The sequence below is a fragment of the Micromonospora sp. NPDC047187 genome (genome assembly GCF_040643355.1).
In the GTDB taxonomy this organism is placed as follows: domain Bacteria; phylum Actinomycetota; class Actinomycetes; order Mycobacteriales; family Micromonosporaceae; genus Micromonospora; species Micromonospora salmantinae.
Genome location: NZ_JBEYUF010000004.1, coordinates 24,989 through 46,569 on the forward strand (window position 1 = coordinate 24,989; position 21,581 = coordinate 46,569).

At 70.8% G+C, this 21,581-nt stretch carries 26 protein-coding genes; 5 read left to right on the forward strand and 21 right to left on the reverse strand.

Features of this window, described 5'->3' with window-relative positions:
- Nucleotides 1–26 precede the first annotated feature (26 nt).
- From pyrE to ABZ794_RS09365, 14 genes are all read right to left on the reverse strand, one after another.
- Nucleotides 27–566 (reverse strand): orotate phosphoribosyltransferase, encoded by a 540-nt coding sequence (gene pyrE / locus ABZ794_RS09300; RefSeq protein WP_112586136.1) that lies wholly within the window; start codon nucleotides 564–566, stop codon nucleotides 27–29.
- Nucleotides 567–735: 169 nt separating this feature from the next.
- Nucleotides 736–1,545, reverse strand: a complete 810-nt coding sequence (locus ABZ794_RS09305; protein ID WP_210782965.1) for an SDR family oxidoreductase — start codon at nucleotides 1,543–1,545, stop codon at nucleotides 736–738.
- Nucleotides 1,546–1,555: 10 nt separating this feature from the next.
- The gene (locus ABZ794_RS09310) at nucleotides 1,556–2,209 is read right to left on the reverse strand and encodes a hypothetical protein (protein WP_357514987.1); all 654 of its coding nucleotides are present in this window, start codon (nucleotides 2,207–2,209) and stop codon (nucleotides 1,556–1,558) included.
- 72 nt (nucleotides 2,210–2,281) lie between these two features.
- Entirely contained in the window at nucleotides 2,282–3,046 is a 765-nt protein-coding gene (locus ABZ794_RS09315) for a hypothetical protein (RefSeq protein ID WP_238689452.1), read from the reverse strand.
- Nucleotides 3,047–3,148: 102 nt separating this feature from the next.
- Nucleotides 3,149–3,730: a DUF4178 domain-containing protein gene (locus ABZ794_RS09320; RefSeq protein WP_238689453.1), complete on the reverse strand. Its 582-nt coding sequence runs from the start codon at nucleotides 3,728–3,730 to the stop codon at nucleotides 3,149–3,151.
- An 82-nt stretch (nucleotides 3,731–3,812) separates the two neighbouring features.
- Complete coding sequence (locus ABZ794_RS09325) at nucleotides 3,813–4,100, reverse strand: hypothetical protein (protein ID WP_210782973.1); 288 nt, start codon at nucleotides 4,098–4,100, stop codon at nucleotides 3,813–3,815.
- 15 nt (nucleotides 4,101–4,115) lie between these two features.
- Nucleotides 4,116–4,487, reverse strand: a complete 372-nt coding sequence (locus tag ABZ794_RS09330) for a hypothetical protein (protein WP_357514990.1) — start codon at nucleotides 4,485–4,487, stop codon at nucleotides 4,116–4,118.
- A 122-nt stretch (nucleotides 4,488–4,609) separates the two neighbouring features.
- Complete coding sequence (locus tag ABZ794_RS09335) at nucleotides 4,610–6,202, reverse strand: polyamine aminopropyltransferase (protein ID WP_210782977.1); 1,593 nt, start codon at nucleotides 6,200–6,202, stop codon at nucleotides 4,610–4,612.
- A gap of 52 nt (nucleotides 6,203–6,254) precedes the next feature.
- Entirely contained in the window at nucleotides 6,255–6,677 is a 423-nt protein-coding gene (locus ABZ794_RS09340) for a DUF350 domain-containing protein (protein ID WP_210782979.1), read from the reverse strand.
- 33 nt (nucleotides 6,678–6,710) lie between these two features.
- Nucleotides 6,711–7,136: a DUF4247 domain-containing protein gene (locus ABZ794_RS09345; protein ID WP_210782981.1), complete on the reverse strand. Its 426-nt coding sequence runs from the start codon at nucleotides 7,134–7,136 to the stop codon at nucleotides 6,711–6,713.
- On the reverse strand, nucleotides 7,133–7,645 hold the full coding sequence (locus ABZ794_RS09350) for a DUF2617 family protein (protein WP_238689456.1): 513 nt from the start codon (nucleotides 7,643–7,645) through the stop codon (nucleotides 7,133–7,135). The genes ABZ794_RS09345 and ABZ794_RS09350 overlap by 4 nt, the downstream gene beginning before the upstream one ends.
- 1 nt (nucleotide 7,646) lies before the next feature.
- Nucleotides 7,647–8,273 (reverse strand): DUF4178 domain-containing protein, encoded by a 627-nt coding sequence (locus ABZ794_RS09355; RefSeq protein WP_210782985.1) that lies wholly within the window; start codon nucleotides 8,271–8,273, stop codon nucleotides 7,647–7,649.
- Between the two features lie 177 nt (nucleotides 8,274–8,450).
- Entirely contained in the window at nucleotides 8,451–11,042 is a 2,592-nt protein-coding gene (gene clpB / locus ABZ794_RS09360; protein ID WP_210782987.1) for an ATP-dependent chaperone ClpB, read from the reverse strand.
- Between the two features lie 85 nt (nucleotides 11,043–11,127).
- Nucleotides 11,128–11,772 carry a helix-turn-helix domain-containing protein gene (locus tag ABZ794_RS09365; protein WP_357514994.1) on the reverse strand — a complete coding sequence of 215 codons (645 nt, stop codon included), beginning with the start codon at nucleotides 11,770–11,772 and terminating at the stop codon, nucleotides 11,128–11,130.
- Between the two features lie 85 nt (nucleotides 11,773–11,857).
- On the opposite strand from ABZ794_RS09365, the gene ABZ794_RS09370 reads away from it, so the two are divergent.
- The gene (locus tag ABZ794_RS09370) at nucleotides 11,858–12,994 is read left to right on the forward strand and encodes an epoxide hydrolase (RefSeq protein ID WP_357514996.1); all 1,137 of its coding nucleotides are present in this window, start codon (nucleotides 11,858–11,860) and stop codon (nucleotides 12,992–12,994) included.
- A gap of 79 nt (nucleotides 12,995–13,073) precedes the next feature.
- Here the strand turns inward: ABZ794_RS09370 and ABZ794_RS09375 are convergent, their stop codons facing one another.
- Nucleotides 13,074–13,337, reverse strand: coding sequence for a hypothetical protein (locus ABZ794_RS09375; RefSeq protein ID WP_210782993.1), 264 nt, complete (start codon nucleotides 13,335–13,337; stop codon nucleotides 13,074–13,076).
- Between the two features lie 249 nt (nucleotides 13,338–13,586).
- Here ABZ794_RS09375 and ABZ794_RS09380 point away from each other — a divergent pair, with 249 nt between their 5' ends.
- The 3 genes from ABZ794_RS09380 to ABZ794_RS09390 all read left to right on the forward strand — a co-directional run bounded on the left by ABZ794_RS09380 (nucleotide 13,587) and on the right by ABZ794_RS09390 (nucleotide 15,614).
- Nucleotides 13,587–13,805 carry a winged helix-turn-helix domain-containing protein gene (locus tag ABZ794_RS09380; protein WP_357514999.1) on the forward strand — a complete coding sequence of 73 codons (219 nt, stop codon included), beginning with the start codon at nucleotides 13,587–13,589 and terminating at the stop codon, nucleotides 13,803–13,805.
- Between the two features lie 88 nt (nucleotides 13,806–13,893).
- Complete coding sequence (locus ABZ794_RS09385) at nucleotides 13,894–14,394, forward strand: TrkA C-terminal domain-containing protein (protein ID WP_030332098.1); 501 nt, start codon at nucleotides 13,894–13,896, stop codon at nucleotides 14,392–14,394.
- A 5-nt stretch (nucleotides 14,395–14,399) separates the two neighbouring features.
- A complete protein-coding gene (locus ABZ794_RS09390) occupies nucleotides 14,400–15,614 on the forward strand; it encodes a cation:proton antiporter (RefSeq protein WP_238689460.1) in 1,215 nt (404 codons plus the stop codon).
- Here ABZ794_RS09390 and ABZ794_RS09395 read toward each other — a convergent pair.
- Nucleotides 15,603–16,061 carry a GNAT family N-acetyltransferase gene (locus ABZ794_RS09395; protein WP_238689461.1) on the reverse strand — a complete coding sequence of 153 codons (459 nt, stop codon included), beginning with the start codon at nucleotides 16,059–16,061 and terminating at the stop codon, nucleotides 15,603–15,605. The genes ABZ794_RS09390 and ABZ794_RS09395 overlap by 12 nt on opposite strands.
- A gap of 172 nt (nucleotides 16,062–16,233) precedes the next feature.
- Here ABZ794_RS09395 and ABZ794_RS09400 point away from each other — a divergent pair, with 172 nt between their 5' ends.
- Nucleotides 16,234–16,665: a hypothetical protein gene (locus ABZ794_RS09400; RefSeq protein WP_151491008.1), complete on the forward strand. Its 432-nt coding sequence runs from the start codon at nucleotides 16,234–16,236 to the stop codon at nucleotides 16,663–16,665.
- Between the two features lie 99 nt (nucleotides 16,666–16,764).
- Here ABZ794_RS09400 and ABZ794_RS09405 read toward each other — a convergent pair whose 3' ends face one another.
- From ABZ794_RS09405 to dnaK, 5 genes are all read right to left on the reverse strand, one after another.
- A complete protein-coding gene (locus ABZ794_RS09405; protein ID WP_210782997.1) occupies nucleotides 16,765–16,959 on the reverse strand; it encodes a hypothetical protein in 195 nt (64 codons plus the stop codon).
- Between the two features lie 136 nt (nucleotides 16,960–17,095).
- Entirely contained in the window at nucleotides 17,096–17,536 is a 441-nt protein-coding gene (locus ABZ794_RS09410) for a helix-turn-helix transcriptional regulator (protein WP_030332087.1), read from the reverse strand.
- Nucleotides 17,537–17,566: 30 nt separating this feature from the next.
- The gene (gene dnaJ, locus ABZ794_RS09415; protein ID WP_210782998.1) at nucleotides 17,567–18,748 is read right to left on the reverse strand and encodes a molecular chaperone DnaJ; all 1,182 of its coding nucleotides are present in this window, start codon (nucleotides 18,746–18,748) and stop codon (nucleotides 17,567–17,569) included.
- Nucleotides 18,749–18,833: 85 nt separating this feature from the next.
- The gene (gene grpE, locus ABZ794_RS09420; RefSeq protein WP_357515002.1) at nucleotides 18,834–19,589 is read right to left on the reverse strand and encodes a nucleotide exchange factor GrpE; all 756 of its coding nucleotides are present in this window, start codon (nucleotides 19,587–19,589) and stop codon (nucleotides 18,834–18,836) included.
- Nucleotides 19,590–19,637: 48 nt separating this feature from the next.
- Nucleotides 19,638–21,506, reverse strand: coding sequence for a molecular chaperone DnaK (gene dnaK, locus ABZ794_RS09425; RefSeq protein ID WP_112586096.1), 1,869 nt, complete (start codon nucleotides 21,504–21,506; stop codon nucleotides 19,638–19,640).
- Between the last annotated feature and the right edge of the window lie 75 nt (nucleotides 21,507–21,581).

Sequence of the window (21,581 nt, forward strand, 5' to 3'; positions counted from 1 at the left end):
ATCAGCAGATCCGAATCGGCAGACTTTTACGCCACAAGGCCGAGGTCAGCCAACGTATAGGCCGCCCGGTACGGCAATCCGGCGGCTCGCACCGCGTCGCCGGCGCCTCGATCAACAATAACCACCACGCCCACGACTTCCGCCCCGGCCTCGCGAAGCGCCTCGACAGCGGTCAAAACACTTCCGCCCGTCGTGGATGTGTCCTCCACCGCCAACACTCGACGGCCAGCCACCTCCGGTCCCTCGATCCGCCGCTGAAGACCGTGGGCCTTGCCCGCCTTGCGCACCACAAAGGCGTCCAGGGCCCGGCCGGTCGGAGCGGCGGCGTGCAGCATCGAGAGCGCGACAGGATCCGCGCCCAGGGTGAGGCCCCCAACGGCGTCGAACTCCCAGTCGGCGGTGAGGTCGAGCAACACCCGGCCGACCAGAGGAGCGGCCCGGTGATGGAGCGTGACGCGCCGCAGATCCACGTACCAGTCTGCCTCGCGCCCCGACGAGAGCACGACCCGGCCGTGGACCACAGCCAGGTCGGTAATGAATTTACGCAGGTCGTCGTGGTCCCCCATGGCGATAGAGGTTACTGCGCAACTCTGAACGCCGTGTGCGGGGTCCACCCTGATCAGCCCCGGGGGGAACCGATGACTGGCGATGCTCGACTACGCTCAGCAACTGGCCCGACAGCGGCGTGCCAACGCCGTCCCACCACTCGCTCGCTGTCGGCGGGCCGGTCGAAGCTCAGCGCTCGTCGCGACCGATCCGGCCGCGGGTGTCCCGCGCGACCGCCTGGAGCAGCCGCCGCGGCGCGTGTCGCATGCCGGCGACGACCACTTTGTACTTCCACGCCGGGATGCTGACCATCTTGCCTTTGCGCAGGTCACGCAGGGCTTCGTCCACCACATCCTCGGCCCGCAGCCACAGCCACTCCGGCGTCTTGGACATGTTGATGCCGGCTCGCTGATGGAATTCGGTGCGGGTGTAGCCGGGGCAGAGGGCCATCACCTGTACGCCGAACGGCCGCGCCGACTGCCCGACGGACTCACTGAAGTTGGTGACCCACGCCTTGCTGGCCGAGTACGTCGATCCGGGCATGGCCGTACCGAAACCGGCGACCGAAGAGACATTTATCACTGCCCCATTTCGCCGTTCGGTCATCGGTCGGAGCGCCGCCAGGGTCAGCCGCATGACCGCGTGCACGTTGAGTCGCAACAGTCGCGCCTCGTCCTCCGCCGTGGAGCGCAGGAACGGTTTGTTCAGGCTGATCCCCGCATTGTTGACCAACAGGTGCACCGGGCTGCCGTCGGCGAGCCGCTGCTCCACGGTGGCGCATCCGTCGTCGGTGGACAGATCCGCCGAGATCGTCTCCACCTCGCGTCCGTACGTGGAACCCAGCTCGGTGGCCAGCTCGGTCAGCCGCGCCGCGTCGCGGGCAACGAGCACCAGGTGCCAGCCGTCGGCGGCCAGCCGCCGCGTGAACGCCGCGCCGATGCCGGCGGTGGCCCCGGTGATCAGGGCTCGGCGCTCGGCAGTGGTGGGGTCGAGCGTCACGGAGTGGTCCTCACCTGGGCGGGTACGGGGGCGCGGGCGGCGCCGACGGGGGCTGGTGCGGGGCGGGCATGAAGTGGGGCGGTGCGGTTGGTGTCGAGCGGTGGCGGCCGAACCAGCTGCTCGCGGCCGGCAGTGCCAGCAGCGTAGCTACTACAAGGTAACCGAGCCCTTGGGCGACGGAAAGCCCGGCGTTGAGCGGGATCCACCAGGACGGGTACGCGTCGCCGATCAGGCCCAGCAACTCGGCGAGAGCCTGCTCACCGGAGCCCAGTTGCAATGGCGCGGCCCGTTCGCCGACGACCACCGCCACGCTGCAGCAGCCGCCGAGAAGGCCGAGCCCGCTGACCACCCAGGTCGCCACCCGGACGCCGTTGCGGCCGGCCAGCAGCCCGAGGGCGAGGCCGGCGAGCAGTGGCGCGGAGAGCGCCGCCACCACCGCCGACAGCACCGCGGACGCGCGGAGCAGAGTCACCACGTCGTCGATCTGCTCGGAGCTTGCCGAGGTGTCGCGGGCGGCGGAGCGGAACGCGTCGACAGTCCCGCCCAGCACCACCAGGTCGACCACGGCGTACGCGAGCGCGGCGACCGCCATCACCAACAGCACGGTCGCGGCCGACAGGACGGCGGCGGGCCGGCGGGCCGGTGCCGATTCCGGGTACGACACGACGAATCCCTCCGGTAGGCGTCGGGTTGCAACCTACTCGGAGGGATCGTCGGCGTCGTGCTTATCGAGCCGTCAGTTGGTCGGCGGCGGGGTTGACCCGGGCCGGTCCGTGGGCGGCGTGTCGTCCGGCCGGTTCGCGGCCGGTGGCGGCGGGTAGCTCGGCTCCCCACTCGACGGATAACCGGGCTCACCCGATGCCTGCGGGTAGCCCGGCTGACCGGGCGCCTGCGGACCCGGGTAGCTGGCGCCCGGGGTCGGCGGCTCCCAGCCCGCGGTCTGCTTGCGGAAGAACGGGTTGGCCTTCGGCAGCGCCAGCAGGACCAGCGCCGCGATCAGCGCGATCAGGCTGAGCACGCCGAGCAGGAGGCTGACCGGGGTGACCCAGGAGGGCAGGGCCTCCTCCAGACGGCGCTGGATCTCCTCCGGGCTCGGCCCGTCGCCGGCATTCCCGCCACCGGTGTTGAGACCACCGGCCGCGTTGCTGAGCAGGCCACCGCCGACGCAGCAGACCATGATGCCGCCGACGATCCAGGTGGTGATCCGGGCGCCGTTGCGGCCCTGGTTGTTGAACAGGGCCAGCACGCCCAGCACGACCGCGAGCAGCAGCAGGACGATGCTGCCGCCGATGCCGATGACGGCGAAGACGTCGGCCACCTGGTCACCGTCGGTGGCGCTGTCCGCGTACGCCGCACGGAGCGCGTCCCGCGTCTTGCCGAAGGTGCTGAGCGTGATGATCAGAGTGATCACCTGGAGTGCCAGGAACAGGAAGAGCAGGTAACTGGAAATCGACACAATGGATGGCCGCTGACGGGCCGGCGTGCTCTGGGAATCGACCACGATTCTCCTTCCCTAAGATCGCGCCCACACCGTATCGACAACCAGCCAGTTCGGCATGCCGTGACGAGCCCGGCGCGTCCGCCCGGTCCGGTTCAGCGGGTCTCAGGCACGGGGCGGGCGGATCGTCAGGTCGGCGGGGTCGAGCAGGTCACCGCGGGCGACCCGCCAACCCTCTTCGCCGTACGCCTCGAAGGAGAGCCGCGCGGCACCGCCGGACTGGTAGTCGTGGTAGCGCATCGTCCCGGCCGACGGCAGGTCGGTCTCGCCGGTGGCTGTGTAACGCGCCTGCCCGGTCTCGGCCCAGGTGTAGCGCCGCCCGCCGAGTTCGATGGTCGGGGCGCCCGGGGTGACGGTGGCGCCCGGTTCGGCGGTCCAGAACACCAGCTCGAGTTCGGGGCCGTCCTCCACGGAGAGCCGGTGTCGGGTGCCGGAGTCGTCGTCGAGGAGGTGCTGCACCCAACTCCAGTCGCCCTCGACCAGCCGGATCGTGGCGCTCACCGCGTACTCCCGCTCGCGGATCCGCACGCGGTCGCCCGGGGCCAGGCGGAGCGGGCCGCCGCGCGGCGGCTCCGCCTGCTGGCCGTCGGGCCGGGCCGTCGGCCGTCGGCGGGCCCGCACGACGACCACCACCACCACCGCGAGTACGGCAACAGCCGCCACCAGGCACGTCACCAGCGCGTCCACCCGACCACCTCCCCAGGTACGTCGGCGCAGACGGTAACAACCCTCGGCACCAGGAAGGCCCGCGCTGTGGCCGACAGCTCAGCTAGCGAGTGTGGTCGGGTGCGTCCTGCGGAGGTGCCGCCGGGGGTCCGGTCGGCCCTGGTGAGGTGCCCGGCGCGCCCGGGGTCAGGTGCGCGGCCGGGTCGGGGCAGATCAGGTAGCCGGGTGGGAGCGGCTGGTTCGGCGGCAGGAAGCCCGGCACGAGCGGAGCTGTCGGATATCCGTAACCGGTCGGGGCGTAGGTGGGGACGGGCATCACCCAGGCCGGGCCGGGCAGCGCCTCGTTCGCGGTACGCGGCGTCGGCGACCGGCAGAACCAATCGGGCAGCACCGACCGGCGAATGGATCATGCTGCGGCGAGCCGCCGACTGGCGTACGTGCCGAGGGTTTCCCTGTCCATCACGCAGCCGACGAAGGTGGTGAACTCGCTCGGATCGTCCCGCAGCGACGTCCAGGCCGCTCGGGCCGCCTCCGGGTCGACCCGCTCGAGCAGCGTGGCCGCGTACGCCCGGCCGGCGGGCGTGCCGTCGGCCAGCACCCGGTCGAGCTGGCGGCGTACCTCCTCGGGGTGGTCGCTGAGGGCGGCCTCGACCCGGTGGTACGCCTCGGTCACCGGCAACAGGGTCCCGGCGAAGCCAACTCCCCCGAAGGCGAGCGTGTCAGCCGCCACCAACTCGTCGACGGCGGCGCCCAATTCGCGCTCCCAAGCCTTCCGCATCCCAAACATGCCTCCACCCTTTCCCCGTCCGCCCCCACTCCACCCCGTTAATCAAGAGGTTTGCGCCATGAGCGGACACTCTCCTGACACAGCCGCCTTGTCCAGGCGCCAGGTCGTGGGGGTCAGTAGCCGCGCCACTCCGTGCGGGCGTAGTCGAGGACCCTCGGTCGAAGGAGGGTGCTGGGGGGCACGTTCAGGCGGGCGCGGTCGGGGGGAAAGGCCGCCGCCGCCCGCAGCACGCCCGGGTCGAGGAAACGCAACCGGGGCGCGTCGGCCGGCAGTTCCAGCACCGGCGGGACGGTTCCCGCCGTGGCGAGCAGGAAACCCCAGTCGCCGAAGGACGGCACGTCGACGTGGTACGGCACTGTGGCGAAGCCGGCTTCCCGCACCGACGCATCGATCGACCAGTAGGAGCGGGGCGCGAAGTACGGCGAGCCGGACTGCACCACCAGCCGTCCCTGCTCGGCGAGCACCGACCTGATCAGCGCGTAGAACTCGACCGTGTAGAGCTTGGCGGTGGCCGTCTCGTCCGGGTCGGGCAGGTCGGCGACCACCACGTCGAAGCGCTCGGCGGCGGTACGCAGCCAGCCGAACGCGTCAGTGTTCAGCACCCGCACGCGGGGGTCGTCGAGCGAGCCGCCGTTGAGCTCCCGTAGCTGCGGCACGGTGCTGGCCAGCGCCACCACCGCCGGGTCGAGGTCGACCACTGTCACCCGGCGGACGTCCGGGTACCGCAGGATCTCCCGGACGGCGAGGCCGTCGCCGGCACCGAGAACCAGGACGTCGCCGCGCGGGCCGCGCATCGCCGGATGCACCAGCGCCTCGTGGTAGCGGTACTCGTCGACCGAGCTGAACTGAAGATCACCGTTGAGGAACAACCGCAGGTCGGTGTCGGCGTGGCCGACCTCCCGCACCGACCGGGTCAGCACGATCTCCTGGTAACGGGAGCGTTCGGCGTACACCACGGGGTCCCGGTAGAGCTGCTGCCGGGCGGTCACCTCGAAGTCGGCGGCGGTCACCCAGGCGTACCCCAGGCAGAGCGCGACCACGACAGAGCCGGCGCCGAGGACGAGCCGGGCGCGGCGGCTCAGCTCCCTCCGGAACACCGTGCAGACCAGGGCGAGACCGGCCACCGCGTTCACCGCGCCGACCACCAGGGCGCCCTTGAGCTGGCCGAAGACGGGGATCAACAGGAACGGGAAGGCGAGCCCGCCGAGCAGCGCGCCGACGTAGTCGGCGGCGAACAGGTCGGCCACCGCACTGCCGGCGGCCTGCTCGCGGATGCGCTGCAGCATCACCATCAGCAGCGGAATCTCCGCGCCGATCAGCAGGCCCAGCACGAAGGCGGTGCCGACCAGCGCCGGGCCGTACAGGTCGAGCCAGGCGAAGGCGGCGTAGAGGCCGAGCACGGACAGACCACCGAGCAGGGCCAGGGTCAGTTCGATCACCGCGAACGCGGCGGCGGCCCGGGGCTGCAACGGCTTCGCGACCAGCGCGCCGACCCCCATCGCGAAGACCATCACGCCGAGCACGATCGACGCCTGCCCGACGGTGTCGCCGATCAGGTAGCTGCCGAGCGCGACCAGGGCCAGCTCGTAGACCAGCCCGCAGGCGGCGCAGACGAAGACCGCGACCAGCACCGCCGCGCGGGCCAGCCGCCAGTGCGGCCGGGCCTCGGTGCCGCCGTCGACCACCCGCGGCGCCCCGGTGCTCATGACCGCCCCGGGTACGGCCGACCGGCACCGCGCGGTCGCGGTCCCCCGGTCATCAGAGGATCGCGGCGGCGATGATCGCGCCGGTGGCCAGGTGCACCACTGCCGACACCCACACGGCGGGGTGCGGCTCCGGGTCGACCAGCAGCTCGCCGAGCCGGCCCGGGGTCACCGCGTCGAGCAGCAGGAACGCCGCGGCCATGATCACCAGGCCGACGATCCCGTAGGCCGCCGCGCCGACCAGCCCCAGGGCGAGGTCGTCGTCGCTGGCGACGATCGCCGCGACAACGATGGTGCCGACGCCGAGCAGGTTGGACGCGAGCAGCAGCGCCGCGTTGCGGTTGCGCTCGGTCCAGATCAGTTCGTGGAGCTTGCCGGGAGTGGTCAGGTCGACCAGCCCGTAGCCGATGCCCATGAGGACGACGCCGACCGCGCCGAAGGCAAGGGTGGCCAGTAGATCGATGACGAGGTTCTGCACGGAGGGCTCCAGGTCAAGGGGTCGGGCGTCGGGCTACTTGCCGGTGCCGGGGCCGCCGCCCCGCACGCTGCTGCCGCGTCCCCAGCCCCAGTACGACCCGACGGTCGAGTGGTAACGAGGGTGAGCGGTTTTCATGTCTTCGAGCAGAATCACCGAGCCGGCGGCGATCGGCAGGATCACCACCGAGTCGTCGTCGTAGCGCAGGTAGACGCCGCTGCCGTCGGCGTACCGGTCGGACGGCTTCCACGCGTCGGTCAGTTCCTCGGCGACAGTGGTCGGTGACTTGGACGAGGTGTACGCGGTCGCTTCCCGGCCGATGTCCCGGCTGGCCGCTCGCGAGTACCTGTCCTGCACGTAGGCGCGCGGGGAGAAGGTGCCGTTGACGAGCGCGAAGGCCGCGACCAGCACGCCGACCACTGCCGTCGCCGCGCCCACCACGAACCAGCGTCGGTACGTCATCGCAGTGCCACCACCGTCTCGGTCAGGACCAGCTCATTGGTCTGCGGGTACGCGTGCCAGGTACGCCAGCCGACCGACAGGTGCGGCAGGTCGGTGCGCACGGCCAGCGCGGTGACCGCGTCCGGGTCACCGGGAAAGACTCCGACCAGGGCATACGGGTCGTCGGCCAGGTCGGCGCGGAGCCCGGCGATCCGGGTGTGCAACTCACCGTTGGCGGGGCGCAGCACGCTGGCGGTGAAGCGGTAGCCGCCCGCCTCGTCGTGCAGGGCGCCGGGCAGGTGCGGCGGCCGACCAGGCAGGCAGGCGACCGTCTCGGTGAGTCCGACCGCACTGCCGGGTTCGGCCAGCACGACCTGGTGGGACGCGCCGAGCAGGCGCAGCCGTAGCCGGACGTCCCCGGGCAGCGTGAGGTCGCGGACGTGCAGCGCGGGCCGCTCCGGGCCGCCGAGTGCCAGGCTCAAGTCGGCGGCGCAGGTGTCGACGTATGGGGTGTGGAGGCTCACCAACACGTCAGCTGGCCTCCGGCCCGGCCTGCGGGTACACCATCACGTCGGCGCGGTGCAGTTGCTCGCCCCGGGCGACCTCCCAGCCGGCCTGGCCGTACGCCTCGAAGGAAAGCCGTTCGCCGCCCTGGGCCCGGTAGTCGTGGTATCGAAGGGTGCCACCGGGGTCGAGGCCGGTGCTGCCGGTGGCCGTGAAGCGGGCCTGACCGGACTCTTCCAAGGCGTAGCGGCGGCCGGCAAAGTCGAGGGCGGACGCGCCCGGGGCGATCGTGGCGGCCGGCTCGGCGGTCCAGAGCACCAACTCCAGGTCCGGGTCCTCCTCCACGGAGAGCCAGCGCTTGTCGCCCTCGACGGTGTCGAGCAGGTGCTCGGCCCAGCTCCAGCCGCCCTCATTCAGATGCACCGAGCCCCGGACCGCGTACGACACCCGGCGGATCTCGACGATGTCGCCGGGCTTGAGCCTGCGCGGGTCACCGCGGAGCGCGTCGCTGTCGGTGTCCCGGAACGGGTCTGCGGGTGCAGCCGGCCGGGCGGCCTTGCGGCCCTTGCGAACCGCCACCACCGCCACCACGACCCCGGCGACTCCGATCAGACACCCCAGCGTCGCCACCAGGTACGCCACGGGACCGTTCATGCCGACCACCTCCCCAAGTGCGTCGGCGGGAACGGTAACAACCCCGCGCACCTGGAGAAACTCATCATTGCCTGGTGATACGGCAGCTACGGAGCGTCCCGGTGGGGCACCGTCGGGGGCGGAGAACGGGTCGGGCCGACCCCGCCTGCGAGGCGGGATCGGCCCGGGTGCGACGGATCAGGCGGCGGTGACGGACAGGGTGTTGGTTTCGGTGGCGCGGTCCACCTTCACGGTTTCGCCGTCGCGGATCTGGCCGGACAGGAGGGCCTTCGCCAGTTGGTCTCCGATTGCGGTCTGAACCAGGCGGCGGAGCGGTCGCGCACCGTAGATCGGGTCGTAACCGTGCTCGGCCAGCCAGTCCCGGGCGGCATCGGTGATCTCCAGACCCAGACGGCGATCGGCCAACCGACGCCGCATCCGGTTCAACTGGATGTCGACGATGGAGCGCAGGTCGTCCCCGCGCAGCGAGGCGAAGACCACGATGTCGTCCAGCCGGTTGAGGAACTCCGGCTTGAAGTGCGACCGGACCACGGCCAGCACGCCCTCCCGGCGCTGCTCATCGGCGAGCGTCAGATCGCTGATCACCGACGACCCGAGGTTGGACGTGAGGATCAGGATCGCGTTGCGGAAGTCCACAGTGCGGCCCTGGCCGTCGGTGAGCCGGCCGTCGTCGAGCACCTGGAGCAGCACGTCGAAGACGTCCGGGTGGGCCTTCTCCACCTCGTCCAGCAGCACCACCGAGTACGGCCGTCGGCGCACCGCCTCGGTGAGCTGACCACCCTCGGTGTAACCGACGTAGCCGGGCGGGGCACCGACCAGGCGAGCGACCGAGTGCTTCTCGCCGTACTCGCTCATGTCGATGCGGACCATGGCCCGCTCGTCGTCGAAGAGGAACTCGGCGAGGGCCTTGGCCAGCTCGGTCTTGCCGACGCCGGTCGGGCCGAGGAAGAGGAAGCTGCCGGTCGGGCGATCCGGGTCGGCGATACCGGCCCGGGCACGGCGTACCGCGTCGGAGACCGCGCCGACCGCCTCGGTCTGGCCGACCACCCGGCCGCCCAGCGACTCCTCCATCCGCAGCAGCTTGGCCGTCTCACCCTCCAGCAGGCGGCCGGCGGGGATGCCGGTCCAGGAGGCGACCACAGCGGCGATGTCGTCCGCGCCGACCTCCTCCTTGAGCATCGCGCCGTCGGACTGGAGCTGGGCCAGTTCCTCCGCGGCCTGCTTCAGCTCGACCTTCAGGGCGGGGATCCGGCCGTAGCGCAGCTCGGCGGCGCGTTCCAGCTCGCCGTCCCGCTCGGCCCGCTCGGCCTCACCGCCGAGGCGTTCCAACTCCTCCTTGGCGGTCGAGAGCTTGGTGATGTGGCTCTTCTCCGTCTGCCAGCGCTCGGAGAGCACTGTGAGCTGCTCGCGCTTGTCGGCCAACTCCTTGCGGAGCCGCTCCAACCGCTCGGCCGAGGCGGCGTCCGGCTCCTTGGCCAGGGCCATCTCCTCGATCTCCAGCCGGCGGACCGCCCGCTCGATCTCGTCCACCTCGACCGGACGCGAGTCGATCTCCATCCGGAGCCGGGACGCGGACTCGTCGACCAGGTCGATCGCCTTGTCCGGCAGGAACCGCTCGGTGATGTAACGGTCGGACAGCGTCGCGGCGGCCACCAGCGCGGCGTCGGTGATCCGTACGCCGTGGTGCACCTCGTAGCGCTCCTTGAGCCCGCGCAGGATGCCGATGGTGTCCTCGATGGTCGGCTCACCGACGAGCACCGGCTGGAAACGACGCTCCAGCGCCGGGTCCTTCTCGATGTGCTCGCGGTACTCGTCCAGCGTGGTGGCGCCCACCATCCGCAGCTCGCCACGGGCCAGCATCGGCTTGAGCATGTTGCCGGCGTCCATCGAGCCCTCGCCCTTGCCGGCGCCGACGACCGTGTGCAGTTCGTCGAGGAACGTGATGACCTGCCCGTTGGAGTTCTTGATCTCCTCCAGGACGGACTTCAGTCGCTCCTCGAACTGGCCGCGGTACTGCGCCCCGGCGACCATCGCACCGAGGTCCAGCGAGATCAGCTTCTTGTCGCGCAGGGACTCGGGCACGTCGCCGGTGACGATCCGCTGGGCCAGGCCCTCGACGATCGCGGTCTTGCCGACGCCGGGCTCGCCGATCAGCACCGGGTTGTTCTTGGTACGCCGGGAGAGCACCTGGATGACCCGACGGATCTCGGAGTCCCGGCCGATGACCGGGTCGATCTTGCCGTCCCGGGCGCTGGCGGTGAGGTCGACGCCGTACTTGGTGAGGGCCTGGTAGGTCTGCTCGGGGTCGGCGGTGGTGACCCGACGGTCCCCACCGCGAACGGTCGGGAAGGCGGCGACCAGGGCTTCCTCGGTGGCGCCGGCGGTCTTCAGCGCGCCGGACACCGCCCCGCCCACCCGGGCCAGGCCGGCGAGCAGGTGCTCGGTGGAGGTGTACTCGTCGCCCAGCGGTCGGGCGATCTGCTCGGCGGCGCCGATGGCGTTGACGAACTCCCGCGCCAACGTCGGCTCGGCGAGGCTGGAGCCGCGGGCGGCCGGCAAATTGTCGACAGCGCGCTGGGCGGCCTGGCGCAGCTCGGTCGGGTCGGCCCCGACGGCGCGCAGCAGGCCGGTGGCGGTCGAACCGTCGGTGTCCAGGAGTGACAGGAGCAGGTGCCAGGGCTCCACTGTGGCGTGACCACGCTGGTTGGCCAGCGCGACAGCGCCCGTGATGGTTTCGCGGCTCTTGGTGGTGAGTCTTTCGGTGTTCATGGGCTCCCCCGGATCGGCGTTGTCCACTGGGTTGGACACAACCAGAGTTGAGCGTATTCCGCTCAACCTTAGCGCGTGACGCCCATCACTCCCGGCGCCGCCACCGCCAGTCGAACTCGCCGGCCGCCGGAGGCGGGCCGGGCAGCGGGTCCGCGCCCGGCGCCGACGACAGGCCGGCCAGCAGGACCGCGAGCTGCCGGCGGCGCAGTTGGCGGGTCCGCTCCGGATCGGGTACGCGGACCGCGGCGCACGCCTCCAACAACAACCCCAGGTCGTGTACGACAGCGTCGGGGCGCAGCCGCCCGCTGGCGTGTGCCCGGTCGACCAGGGCGGTGGCCAACTCGCCGGCGCGCATCGCGTCCCGGCCCATCTCCTCGGTCGGGGTGAAGGTGCCGGCCAGGTGGACGGTGAGCGAGTGCACGTCGGCGTCGACCACCCGGGCCAGGAAGCCGGTGAACGCGGCCCAGTCGTCCGGCTCGTCGAGGGCGGTCTCGGCCTCCGCGACGTACCGGCGCAGCCCGTCGTGGCAGAGCTGGCGCAGCAGGTCCTCCTTGCCCGCGTACCGCCGGTAGAGGGCGCTGATCCCGACGCCCGCGCGCTCCGCGACGGCGGCGATCGGGGCCTTCGGGTCGTCGAGGAAGACGGCGCGGGCGGCTTCGAGGATGACCTCGTCGTTGCGGGCGGCCTGGGCGCGGCGACCGCCCAGCCTCTTGCCGGAAGTCGTTGACATGCCCCCAGCCTAACAGTGGAACGGATCATTCCGCTCTGCTATGGTGATTGCAGAACGAAACATTCCGTTCCGAAGGAGTTCCGCCATGAGCGACACCGCGATCCGCCCGTTCCGCGTCGAGATCCCGCAGACCGCCCTCGACGACCTGGCCGCCCGGCTGGACCGCACCCTCTGGCCCGCCGACCTGCGCGGCGCCGGCGACTCGTACGGGATGAGCATCGACCGGGTGCGCGACCTCGTCGACCGGTGGCGGGGCGAGTTCGACTGGCGTGCCGTCGAGGCCCACCTGAACGCTCACCCGCAGTTCGTCACCGAGATCGACGGCGAGCAGATCCACTTCCTGCACGTCCGGTCGTCCCGGCCGGACGCCACGGCACTGGTGCTCACCCACGGCTGGCCCGGCTCGGTGCTGGAGTACCTCGACGTGATCGCCCCGCTCACCGAGCCGACCGACCCGGACGCACCGGCCTTCCACGTGGTCGTCCCGTCACTGCCGGGCTTCGGCTTCTCCGGCCCGACCCGCAACGCCGGCTGGAACCGGTTCCGCATCGCCCGCGCCTGGGCCGAGCTGATGAACCGCCTGGGGTACGACAGCTACGGCGCGGTCGGCAACGACGCCGGCTCGATGATCGCGCCGGAGCTGGGCCGGATCGCCCCGGAGCGGGTGCTCGGCGTACACGTCACCCAACTCTTCTCGTTCCCCTCCGGCGACCCGGCCGAGTTCGCCGGGCTCTCCGAGACGGACCAGGCCGCGCTCGGGCACCTCCAGTGGTTCTACGAGAACAAGTTCTCCTTCAACCAGGTGCACAGTCAGCAACCGCAGACCCTGGCGTTCGCGCTGACCGACTCGCCGGTGGGGCTGCTCGCCTGGAACGCCCAGCTCTTCGACGAGAGTCTGGACGCCGACTTCATCCTGGCCAACGTGGCGCTCTACTGGTTCACCGGCACGGCCGCCTCGGCGATCCGGCTCTACTGGGAGGACGCGCACGCCGGCGAGCCGCCGACCGAGCCGACCACCGCTCCGACCGCGCTGGCCATGTTCCCCGGCGACTTCCAGTCCATCCGCCGCTTCGCCGAACGGGACCACGCGAACATCGTCCGGTGGACGGCGTACGAGACCGACGTCGACGGCCGGGGCGACGTCGGCGGCCACTACGCCGCCCACCAGGCCACCGAGCGGCTGGTCGCCGACATCCGCGAGTTCTTCAGCAGCCTCCGCTGACCTCGGCGTCCGGTGCGACCGATCGGTACCCGCCCCGCTCGACCGGGGCGGGCACCGACCGCTTGATCTGGTACGGCCCCTAAGGGCCGATTCGCCGGGGCAACCGGGCGGTGCACGGGGTTTCGTGGTCGGCGCGGAGCACGCAGCGACGGTCACCGTCCAGCCGCCGGTCGCAGAAGACCCAGTGCCGTACCCCCTGGTTGTCCTCGGTCGAGACGGTGATCCCGCCGAGGTCGATCCGAGCCAGGAAGGCCAGCGACCGACCGGCGGTCCGCCCCAGCATCTTCGCGCGGGCCAGATCGGGCGCGGATATCGGCAGGTGGATGACGTACCGCCCGGTCATCGCCGCCACCCTCGATCCACCATCAGCGCTGCCCTCTCCTCGGCGGTGTAATTCGTTGCGCGCGAAAGAACGGGGCCGGAACGAACCACGGGGAAGCTCGTCCCGGCCCGCTGAGCGCCCCAGTGCCATCCGGAAGCGTTCGTCTCGAACCTACAATCGGTAGCGGTTGTAGGTCAACGACCTACCTCCGATTGCTTGAGGTTGGAGGTGATCGCGTGATCGAATGGGCGTGCCATCCGGGGAGTGTGTATGCCCAAGCAGCAGTACCAGGTGCTCGCAGACGAGCTGCGGGAAAAGATCGAATCAGGCGAGTGGCCACCCGGCACGAAACTGCCGAGCCGGTCGCAGCTCTGCAACGAGTACGGCGTGTCGGACACCGTGGTCGGTAAGGCCATGATGATTCTCCGCGCGACCGGGCTGACCGAGACGCTGGGAGGTGTCGGTGTGTTCGTAGCGGAGAAGTCGTAAACATGGCCAATGGGCTGCGCCGGGCCGGCCCGAGGGATGCTGTCCCTCCAAGATCTGCGCTCTGTTCACAAAGCGGTAGCCTTGGAGGGTGCGAGTACGTGTCGAGCAGACCGCCTTACCCGGGATCGGGGTACGTCACGATCTGGTGACGGAGTCCGGACGCCGCCTGGGCGTCGTTTCTCACCGCAACGGCCGCCGTGATCTCGTTCTCTACGATCCCGACGACCCCGACGCCTGCCAGTCGGACATTCCGCTGACCGACGACGAGGCTGAGGCTCTGGCCGACATCCTCGGCGCGTCGCTGATGCTCGGCCAGCTCTCCGGGCTCCGGGAGCAGGCCGCCGGTCTGCTCACCGAGCAGATCGCCATCACGGCCGGCTCCCCGTACGTCAACCGGAAGCTCGGCGACACCAAGGCGCGTACCCGCACCAGCGCCTCCATCGTGGCTGTACTGCGTGAAGGCGAAGTGATCGTCTCGCCACTCCCCTCCTTCCGCTTCGCGGCCGGCGACGTGGTGGTCGTTGTCGGGACCCGTAGAGGTCTCGACGGCGTTTCCGCCATCCTCGCCGACAGTGACCCGGACGGCTGAGGCGGATGCACGATTCCACCACTCTGCTCGTCGAAGTCGGCGCGCTGCTGCTGCTCCTTGGCGTCCTCGGGCGGCTCAGCCGCCGGGTAGGGCTGTCACCCATCCCCCTCTACCTGCTCGCCGGGCTGGCGTTCGGGCACGGTGGGCTGCTCCCGCTCGCCGCCAGCGAGGAGTTCTTCGCGGTGGGCGCCGAGATCGGCGTCATCCTGCTGCTGGTGATGCTCGGCCTGGAATACTCGGCCAACGAACTGGTCGGCAACCTCCGGTCGGCGGCCCCCGCAGGGCTGATCGACGGCGTGTTCAACGCGCTGCCCGGCGCGGCCTTCGCCCTGCTGCTCGGCTGGGACTGGGTCGCCGCCCTGGTACTCGGCGGCATCACCTGGGTCTCGTCCTCGGGCGTGATCGCCAAGGTCCTCGCCGACCTGGGAAGACTCGGTAACCGGGAAACCCCGGTGATCCTCTCGGTCCTCGTGATCGAGGACCTGGCGATGGCGCTCTACCTGCCGCTGGTCACCGCCGTACTGGCCGGCACCGGCCTGCTCGGTGGCGGCATCGCACTCGCCGTCGCAGTGGGCACGGTGCTGCTCGTGCTGGTGGTCGCCATCCGGTACGGCCACCTCATCTCCTCCGCCCTGTCGGCGAAGGACCCGGAGGCGCTGCTGCTCGGCGTACTCGGTCTGACCCTGCTGATCGCCGGGCTCGCGGCGAAGCTCCAGGTGTCGGCGGCGGTCGGCGCGTTCCTGGTCGGCATCGCGCTCTCCGGCCCGGTGGCGCACCATGCGACCGAACTGCTCTCGCCGCTGCGAGACCTGTTCGCGGCGGTGTTCTTCGTCTTCTTCGGCCTGGTCACCGACCCACGGGACATCCCGCCGGTGCTGCTGCCGGCGCTCGCGTTGGCAGTGGTCACCATGGCGACGAAGACGCTCACCGGGTACCTCGCGGCCCGCCGGGTCGGCATCGCGGAACCCGGTCGATGGCGAGCCGGTCTGGCGCTCGTACCTCGTGGTGAGTTCTCCATCGTCATCGCCGGTCTCGCGGTGGCCGCCGGGAGCGTCGAGCCGCAGTTGGCGGCGCTGGCCGCGACGTACGTCCTGATCACCGTGGTGACCGGGCCGATCCTGGCTCGGCTGCCCGACTTCCCGTGGTTCAAGCGGTGGCTGCGCAGCCGTGCGGCGGCCCAACGGCGGGAGCCGGTCCCGGTGGTCGACTCAGTGCCCTGAGCTCCACCTGAACGCCGCGGCGGCGTGGGTCGCACCCTCGCGGAGGTAGAAGCGGTGCGCCTCGGTTCGGGCCAGGCCGGACTCCAGGAAGACGTAGTCGGCACCCTGTTCGTGCGCCCACGCCCTGGCCGCCGTGAGGAGGCTGGAGCCGACACCCCGGGAGCGCCACTCGGGGTGCACGGCGAGATCCTCGATCGACGCCCGACGGCCGAAGCGCACGGAGAGGATGTCCACGTAGACGCTGGCCACGCCGATCAACTGATCTTCGTCCGATCGTGCCGCGAAGAGTGCGACGTCCTCGTGGGCGAGCAATTGCGCGGTTCGCTCGACGGCGCGGTCGCGGTCCCAATCCCCGGGACGGCTACCGGGAGGGGCGAAAAGCCACTCCAGCCCGGCGACGAACTCGGCCTCGGCGCCCCGCTGGAACCGTCTAACGTGGATAGTCATTGGTGCATCATCGGCTGCGCTGTCGATGCAATGGACCCGCCCGTGCCAACGGTTGCGGAATTGCTCCCCGCGGGTACTACCGCAGCACCCGACGGCGGGTTACCGTTTCGCCCCAGCAGCCAGGGTCCGCAGGCAGCGTTGCCAAACGCGGGCGAGAGCGGAAGGTTGGCCGGTGAGCGTGCAGGAGTCGACGTTCCACGGCTTCGCCAACCCCGTCGATCCGACTCCGGCGGAGTTGCGAGCTTGGGCGTACAAGCCCGATTCGGTGCCGTTGGCCTCGATGCCACCCGACTGGGACCTGCTGGTCTCCGGCGACCGGCTGGTGTTGACGCTCTTCGAGTTGGCGATGGATCCAACCTGCCCGGCCCGGCGTTTCGCGCTGCACTGCCTCTACATCTACGCGGCCGACGGCATCCGGACGAACTTCCGCGCCCACCCCAAGCGCCGCTTCCGCAAGCTCGTCGAACAGGCCGAGCGTGACGGCGACGAGCTGATGAGGATCTGGGCGCACAACGGCCGGGTGCTGTTGGCCCGACCGGACCTCTTCGTCTACCGGGACTGGTGCGAGGGCGGCTTGGTCCGCGAGAACCGCCGCCTCGGCTGAGGCACGGCCCGCACTCAGTTACGGCGAACGGGCCGCGACCCCGGCGCGGCGAACGGGCCGGGACCCCCCGTGGGTCCCGGCCCGCACGTCGGTCACCGGTCAGTCCTGCTTGCGTTCCGTCTCGGCTCGGCCCCGTTCGCCGGCGTGGTCGCCGTCTTCGGCGAACCGGCCCGCGATGATCCGGTCCCGGTAGGTCCCCTCGGTCACCTTGTCGAACTTCTTGCGGACGGTCTCGGCCAGGTTCTCCAACCGGTCCTCGGTCTGCTGGGCCACCTTTTTCGCCGGTTCCGCCATCGCTCCCCCTCGCCATGCCGGTAGGTCCATATTAAGCCGATTGGACCCTTATCGACAGGCTAACTGAAGCGGCCCGGACCGCGCCGGGAATCCAGCGCGGTCCGGGCCGAGAAGACAGATCCGGGTGAGCGGCAGGTCAGCGATCGGGCGTCCGGCGGGGGCGCCACACCACCAGGGCGGTGGACGTGCGGTTGGTCGGCACCAGATCCCGGCCCGGGAAGCGGGCCAACGACTCCAGCTCCGCCACCCGGCGGTACGCGGCGTCCAGTTCCGCCTCCAGCCGGGCCACCCGCTGCTGCGCCTGCTCCAGCAGCCGCTCCAGCCCGATGATCCGCTTGACGCCGGCCAGGTTGATCCCGTCGTCCTGGCTGAGCCGCTGCACCTCGCGCAGCAGCACCACGTCGCGGACGCTGTAGCGACGCCCGCCACCAGCGGCCCGGCCGGGCTGCACCAGCCCCAGTCGGTCGTACTGGCGCAGGGTCTGCGGGTGCATCCCCGCCATCCGTGCCGCTACCGAGATCATCAGCACCTTGGCCTCGTAGGCAGGGTCGCCCGAACCGAGGAACTCGCCCGACATCCCGCTCACCTCCGCGTCCATTCCACCGGACTAACTGACTCGACGCACCCGTGCGTCGAGATGTTCCCGGGCCGCCGGCGGGGTCTGCTCGGCGAACGACTCCAGCGCCGTACGCGCCTCGTCCGACAACCGGGCCGGCACCACCACGTCCAGCGTGACCAGCAGGTCACCGGCCTGCCCGTCGCGACGGACCACACCCTTGCCCCGGGCCCGCAGCACCCGCCCGCTCGGCGTTCCCGGCGGCACCCGCAGGGTCATCGCACCGTCGAGCGTGGGCACCCGCAGGTCCGTGCCGAGCACGGCCTCCGCGAAGGTGACCGGCACGGTCAGCGTCAGGTCGTCCCCGGTACGCCCGAACAGCTCGTCCGGCCGAACCTTGACATGTACGAAGAGGTCGCCGGCCGGGCCGCCGCGCTCGCCCGGCTCGCCACGCCCGGCCAGCCGGATGCGTTGACCGTCGGCCACACCGGCCGGGAAGCGCACGTTCATGGTGCGGGTCTTGGTGACACCGCCGCTGCCGTGGCACTCCGGGCACTTCTCCTCGACCACTGTGCCGACGCCCTGGCAGTTGCGGCACGGCTCGGAGAAGCTGAACGACCCCTGGTTACGGGTGGTCACGCCGGCACCATGACAGACCGGGCAGGTACGCGGCTGGGTGCCGGGCTTGGCCCCGTTGCCGTGGCAGGTGTCGCAGACTCCCGGCGCGCGCAACGTCAGGGGCAGCGTCACTCCGCGCACCGCGTCGCCGAAGTCCAGCGCCACCTCGGTCTCCACGTCCCGACCACGGGCCGGACCGTGTGGTGCGGCCTGCCCACCGGCCTGACCGCCACTGAAGATCGAGCTGAAGAGGTCCTGGAAGCCGGCGCCACCGAAGCGACGATCGCCGCCTCCGCCGCCGCCGAACATGTCGGAGACGTCGAACGGCATGCCGCCCGGCTGACCCCCACCCCGGGCGTTGCGCCGGAACGCGCCCGAGCCGAACAGCGAACGCATCTCGTCGTACTCGCGACGGCGGCCGCTGTCCGACAGCACGTTGTACGCCTCGGACGCGGCCTTGAACCGCTCCTCGGCCTTCGGGTCGCCCGGGTTGTGGTCCGGGTGCGACTCCCGGGCCACCTTGCGGTACGCCTTCTTGATGTCATCCGCGGAGGCGGCCTTGTCCACGCCGAGCACGGCGTAGAAGTCCTTCTCGATCCAGTCCTTCGAACTCACCGGTCCACCTCCTTCCGACCCTGGTGGCCCGGCCGTCCCGCCCACCGCTGAACGGTGGGCGGGACGGCCCGGTCACTGTCTGGCACTATTCCGGATCCGCGACCGCGACCAGCGCGGGGCGCAGCAGCCGCTCACCGAGCTGGTAGCCGCGTCGCATGACCTGTACGCAGGTCGGCTCGCTGACGTCGGCCGAGGTCTGGTGCGCGACCGCCTCGTGCCGGGTCGGATCGAACGGGTCGCCCTGCTCGCCGAAGGCGTTCAGGCCGAACTTGCCCAGCGCGGTGGTGAGTTGTTCCGCCACCGTGCCGAACGGCCCGACCAGGTCGCCGTGTTCCCGGGCCCGGTCCAGGTCGTCCAGGATCGGCAGCAGCGCGGCCAGCACCGAGCCGGTCGCCTGCTCCTGGACGAGGCTGCGGTCGCGGTCGACCCGCTTGCGGTAGTTGGCGTACTCCGCCGACACCCGCTGCAGGTCCCTGGTCCGCTCGTCGAGCTCGGCCCGGAGCGCCTCCAGCTCAGCGCCGAGCGAGGTGCCCGTGCCGCCGCCGTCCACCGGCTGCGCCGGGGCGTCGACCACCGGCGGACCGGACGGCTCCGGCCCGTCGGTGGAGTTGACCTCGACCTCGATCTCGTCGACCACTACCTCGGCGTCCTCGACCAGACCCTCGGCCGGCACACCGGTCTCCGCGTCGGCGGCGGTCCCCTCCGGCTCGGCGGTGTCGACGAGCTTGCGGTTGTTGCGGATGACGACCCGCTCCCCGTCGCTGGTCGGCTCCGTGGTCGCGGAGCCACCCGGCGCCGACCCGGTGTCGCCCGGGTCGGCGGCTCGTGGCTTCTGCGTCATGCGGCTACCTCATCCCCTTCGCGGTGAGAACGTGTCGGAGGCCGACGGTCACTTCTTGCCGTCCTCGTCCACGATTTCCGCGTCGACCACGTCGTCGGCGCCGCCGGCCTGCGCGCCGGTCGCACCGGTCGCACCGGTCGCACCCGGGCCGGGCTCGCCACCCGGCTGCTGACCCTGCTCGGCCTGCTGCGAGTAGAGCAGCGAACCGGCCTGCTGGGAGACCTGAGCCAGCTTCTCGTGCGCCGACTTGATCTTCTCGATGTCCTGACCGCCGAGGGCGCCACGCAGCTCGCCGAGCGCCTCGTTGAGCTGCTCGCGGTTCTCACCGGGCAGCTTGTCGCCGCTCTCGGCGAGGAACTTCTCGGTCTGCCACTGGAGCGCCTCGGCCACGTTGCGGGTCTCGGCGTCGTCGCGGCGGCGCTTGTCCTCCTCCGCGTGCTCCTCGGCGTCCCGGCGCATCCGCTCGATGTCGTCCTTCGGCAGCGAGGAGCCGCCGGTGATCGTCATCTTCTGTTCCTTGCCGGTGCCCAGGTCCTTGGCGTGCACGTTGACGATGCCGTTGGCGTCGATGTCGAAGGCGACCTCGATCTGCGGCACGCCGCGCGGCGCCGGCGGGAGGCCGGTCAGCTCGAAGGTGCCGAGCTTCTTGTTGTACGCCGCGATCTCACGCTCACCCTGGAACACCTGGATCAGCACCGACGGCTGGTTGTCGTCCGCCGTGGTGAAGACCTCGGAACGCTTGGTCGGGATGGTGGTGTTGCGCTCGATCAGCTTGGTGAAGATGCCGCCCTTGGTCTCGATGCCCAGGCTCAGCGGGGTCACGTCGAGCAGCAGGACGTCCTTGACCTCACCCTTGAGCACACCGGCCTGGAGGGCGGCGCCGACGGCGACGACCTCGTCCGGGTTGACGCCCTTGTTGGGGTCGCGGCCGGTGAGCTGCTTGACCAGGTCCGTCACGGCGGGCATCCGGGTCGAACCGCCGACCAGGATGACGTGCTCGACGTCGGAGATCTTGATCCCGGCGTCCTTCACGGCCTGCTCGAACGGGCCCTTGCAACGGTCCAGCAGGTCCTGCGTCATCCGCTGGAACTCGGCGCGGCTGAGCGTCACGTCGAGGTGCAGCGGGCCGGCCGCGCCGGCGGTGATGTACGGCAGGTTGATGTTGGTGGTGGTGGCGGCGGACAGCTCGATCTTGGCCTTCTCGGCTGCCTCGCGGAGCCGCTGGAGGGCCATCTTGTCCTGAGCCAGGTCGATGCCGTGCTCGCCGCGGAACGTCTTGACCAGGTGGTCGATGATCCGCTGGTCCCAGTCGTCGCCACCGAGCTGGTTGTCACCGCTGGTCGACTTGACCTCGACGACGCCCTCGGCCAACTCCAGCAGCGACACGTCGAAGGTGCCGCCGCCGAGGTCGAAGACCAGGACGGTCTGCTCCTTGGAGCCCTTGTCCAGCCCGTACGCCAGGGCGGCCGCGGTCGGCTCGTTGACGATCCGCAGCACGTTGAAGCCGGCGATCTCACCGGCCTCCTTGGTGGCCTGGCGCTGGCTGTCGTTGAAGTAGGCCGGAACGGTGATCACCGCGTCGGTGATCTGCTCACCCAGGTACGCCTCGGCGTCCCGCTTGAGCTTCATCAGCGTCCGGGCCGAGATCTCCTGCGGGGTGTACTTCTTGCCGTCGATGTCGACGGACCAGTTCGTGCCGACCTCGCGCTTGACCGACCGGATCGTCCGGTCCGGGTTGGTCACCGCCTGGCGCTTGGCGACCTCACCGACGAGCACCTCGCCGTTACGGGCGAACGCGACGATCGAAGGAGTCGTCCGCGACCCCTCAGCGTTGGCGATGACGGTGGGCTCACCGCCCTCGAGAACGCTGACGCAGGAGTTCGTCGTGCCGAGGTCGATACCGACCGCACGTGCCATCTTCGCTTCCTCGCTTCGTAAGGTTGTGCAGGTGACGGGCATCGCCCGTGGGCTGCTGGCGAGCACCGCTCGCAG

What these genes read in the sequence shown, in the direction of transcription:
- clpB (WP_210782987.1), bottom strand. Translation starts at nt 11,042, where the DNA reads ATGAACACCGAAAGACTCACCACCAAGAGCCGCGAAACCATCACGGGC.
- ABZ794_RS09345 (WP_210782981.1), bottom strand. Translation starts at nt 7,136, where the DNA reads ATGACGTACCGACGCTGGTTCGTGGTGGGCGCGGCGACGGCAGTGGTC.
- ABZ794_RS09365 (WP_357514994.1), bottom strand. Translation starts at nt 11,772, where the DNA reads ATGTCAACGACTTCCGGCAAGAGGCTGGGCGGTCGCCGCGCCCAGGCC.
- ABZ794_RS09370 (WP_357514996.1), top strand. Translation starts at nt 11,858, where the DNA reads ATGAGCGACACCGCGATCCGCCCGTTCCGCGTCGAGATCCCGCAGACC.
- grpE (WP_357515002.1), bottom strand. Translation starts at nt 19,589, where the DNA reads ATGACGCAGAAGCCACGAGCCGCCGACCCGGGCGACACCGGGTCGGCG.
- ABZ794_RS09335 (WP_210782977.1), bottom strand. Translation starts at nt 6,202, where the DNA reads ATGAGCACCGGGGCGCCGCGGGTGGTCGACGGCGGCACCGAGGCCCGG.
- ABZ794_RS09395 (WP_238689461.1), bottom strand. Translation starts at nt 16,061, where the DNA reads ATGACTATCCACGTTAGACGGTTCCAGCGGGGCGCCGAGGCCGAGTTC.
- ABZ794_RS09405 (WP_210782997.1), bottom strand. Translation starts at nt 16,959, where the DNA reads ATGGCGGAACCGGCGAAAAAGGTGGCCCAGCAGACCGAGGACCGGTTG.
- ABZ794_RS09330 (WP_357514990.1), bottom strand. Translation starts at nt 4,487, where the DNA reads ATGCGGAAGGCTTGGGAGCGCGAATTGGGCGCCGCCGTCGACGAGTTG.
- ABZ794_RS09390 (WP_238689460.1), top strand. Translation starts at nt 14,400, where the DNA reads ATGCACGATTCCACCACTCTGCTCGTCGAAGTCGGCGCGCTGCTGCTG.
- ABZ794_RS09355 (WP_210782985.1), bottom strand. Translation starts at nt 8,273, where the DNA reads ATGAACGGTCCCGTGGCGTACCTGGTGGCGACGCTGGGGTGTCTGATC.
- ABZ794_RS09380 (WP_357514999.1), top strand. Translation starts at nt 13,587, where the DNA reads ATGCCCAAGCAGCAGTACCAGGTGCTCGCAGACGAGCTGCGGGAAAAG.
- ABZ794_RS09410 (WP_030332087.1), bottom strand. Translation starts at nt 17,536, where the DNA reads ATGTCGGGCGAGTTCCTCGGTTCGGGCGACCCTGCCTACGAGGCCAAG.
- ABZ794_RS09375 (WP_210782993.1), bottom strand. Translation starts at nt 13,337, where the DNA reads ATGACCGGGCGGTACGTCATCCACCTGCCGATATCCGCGCCCGATCTG.
- pyrE (WP_112586136.1), bottom strand. Translation starts at nt 566, where the DNA reads ATGGGGGACCACGACGACCTGCGTAAATTCATTACCGACCTGGCTGTG.
- dnaK (WP_112586096.1), bottom strand. Translation starts at nt 21,506, where the DNA reads ATGGCACGTGCGGTCGGTATCGACCTCGGCACGACGAACTCCTGCGTC.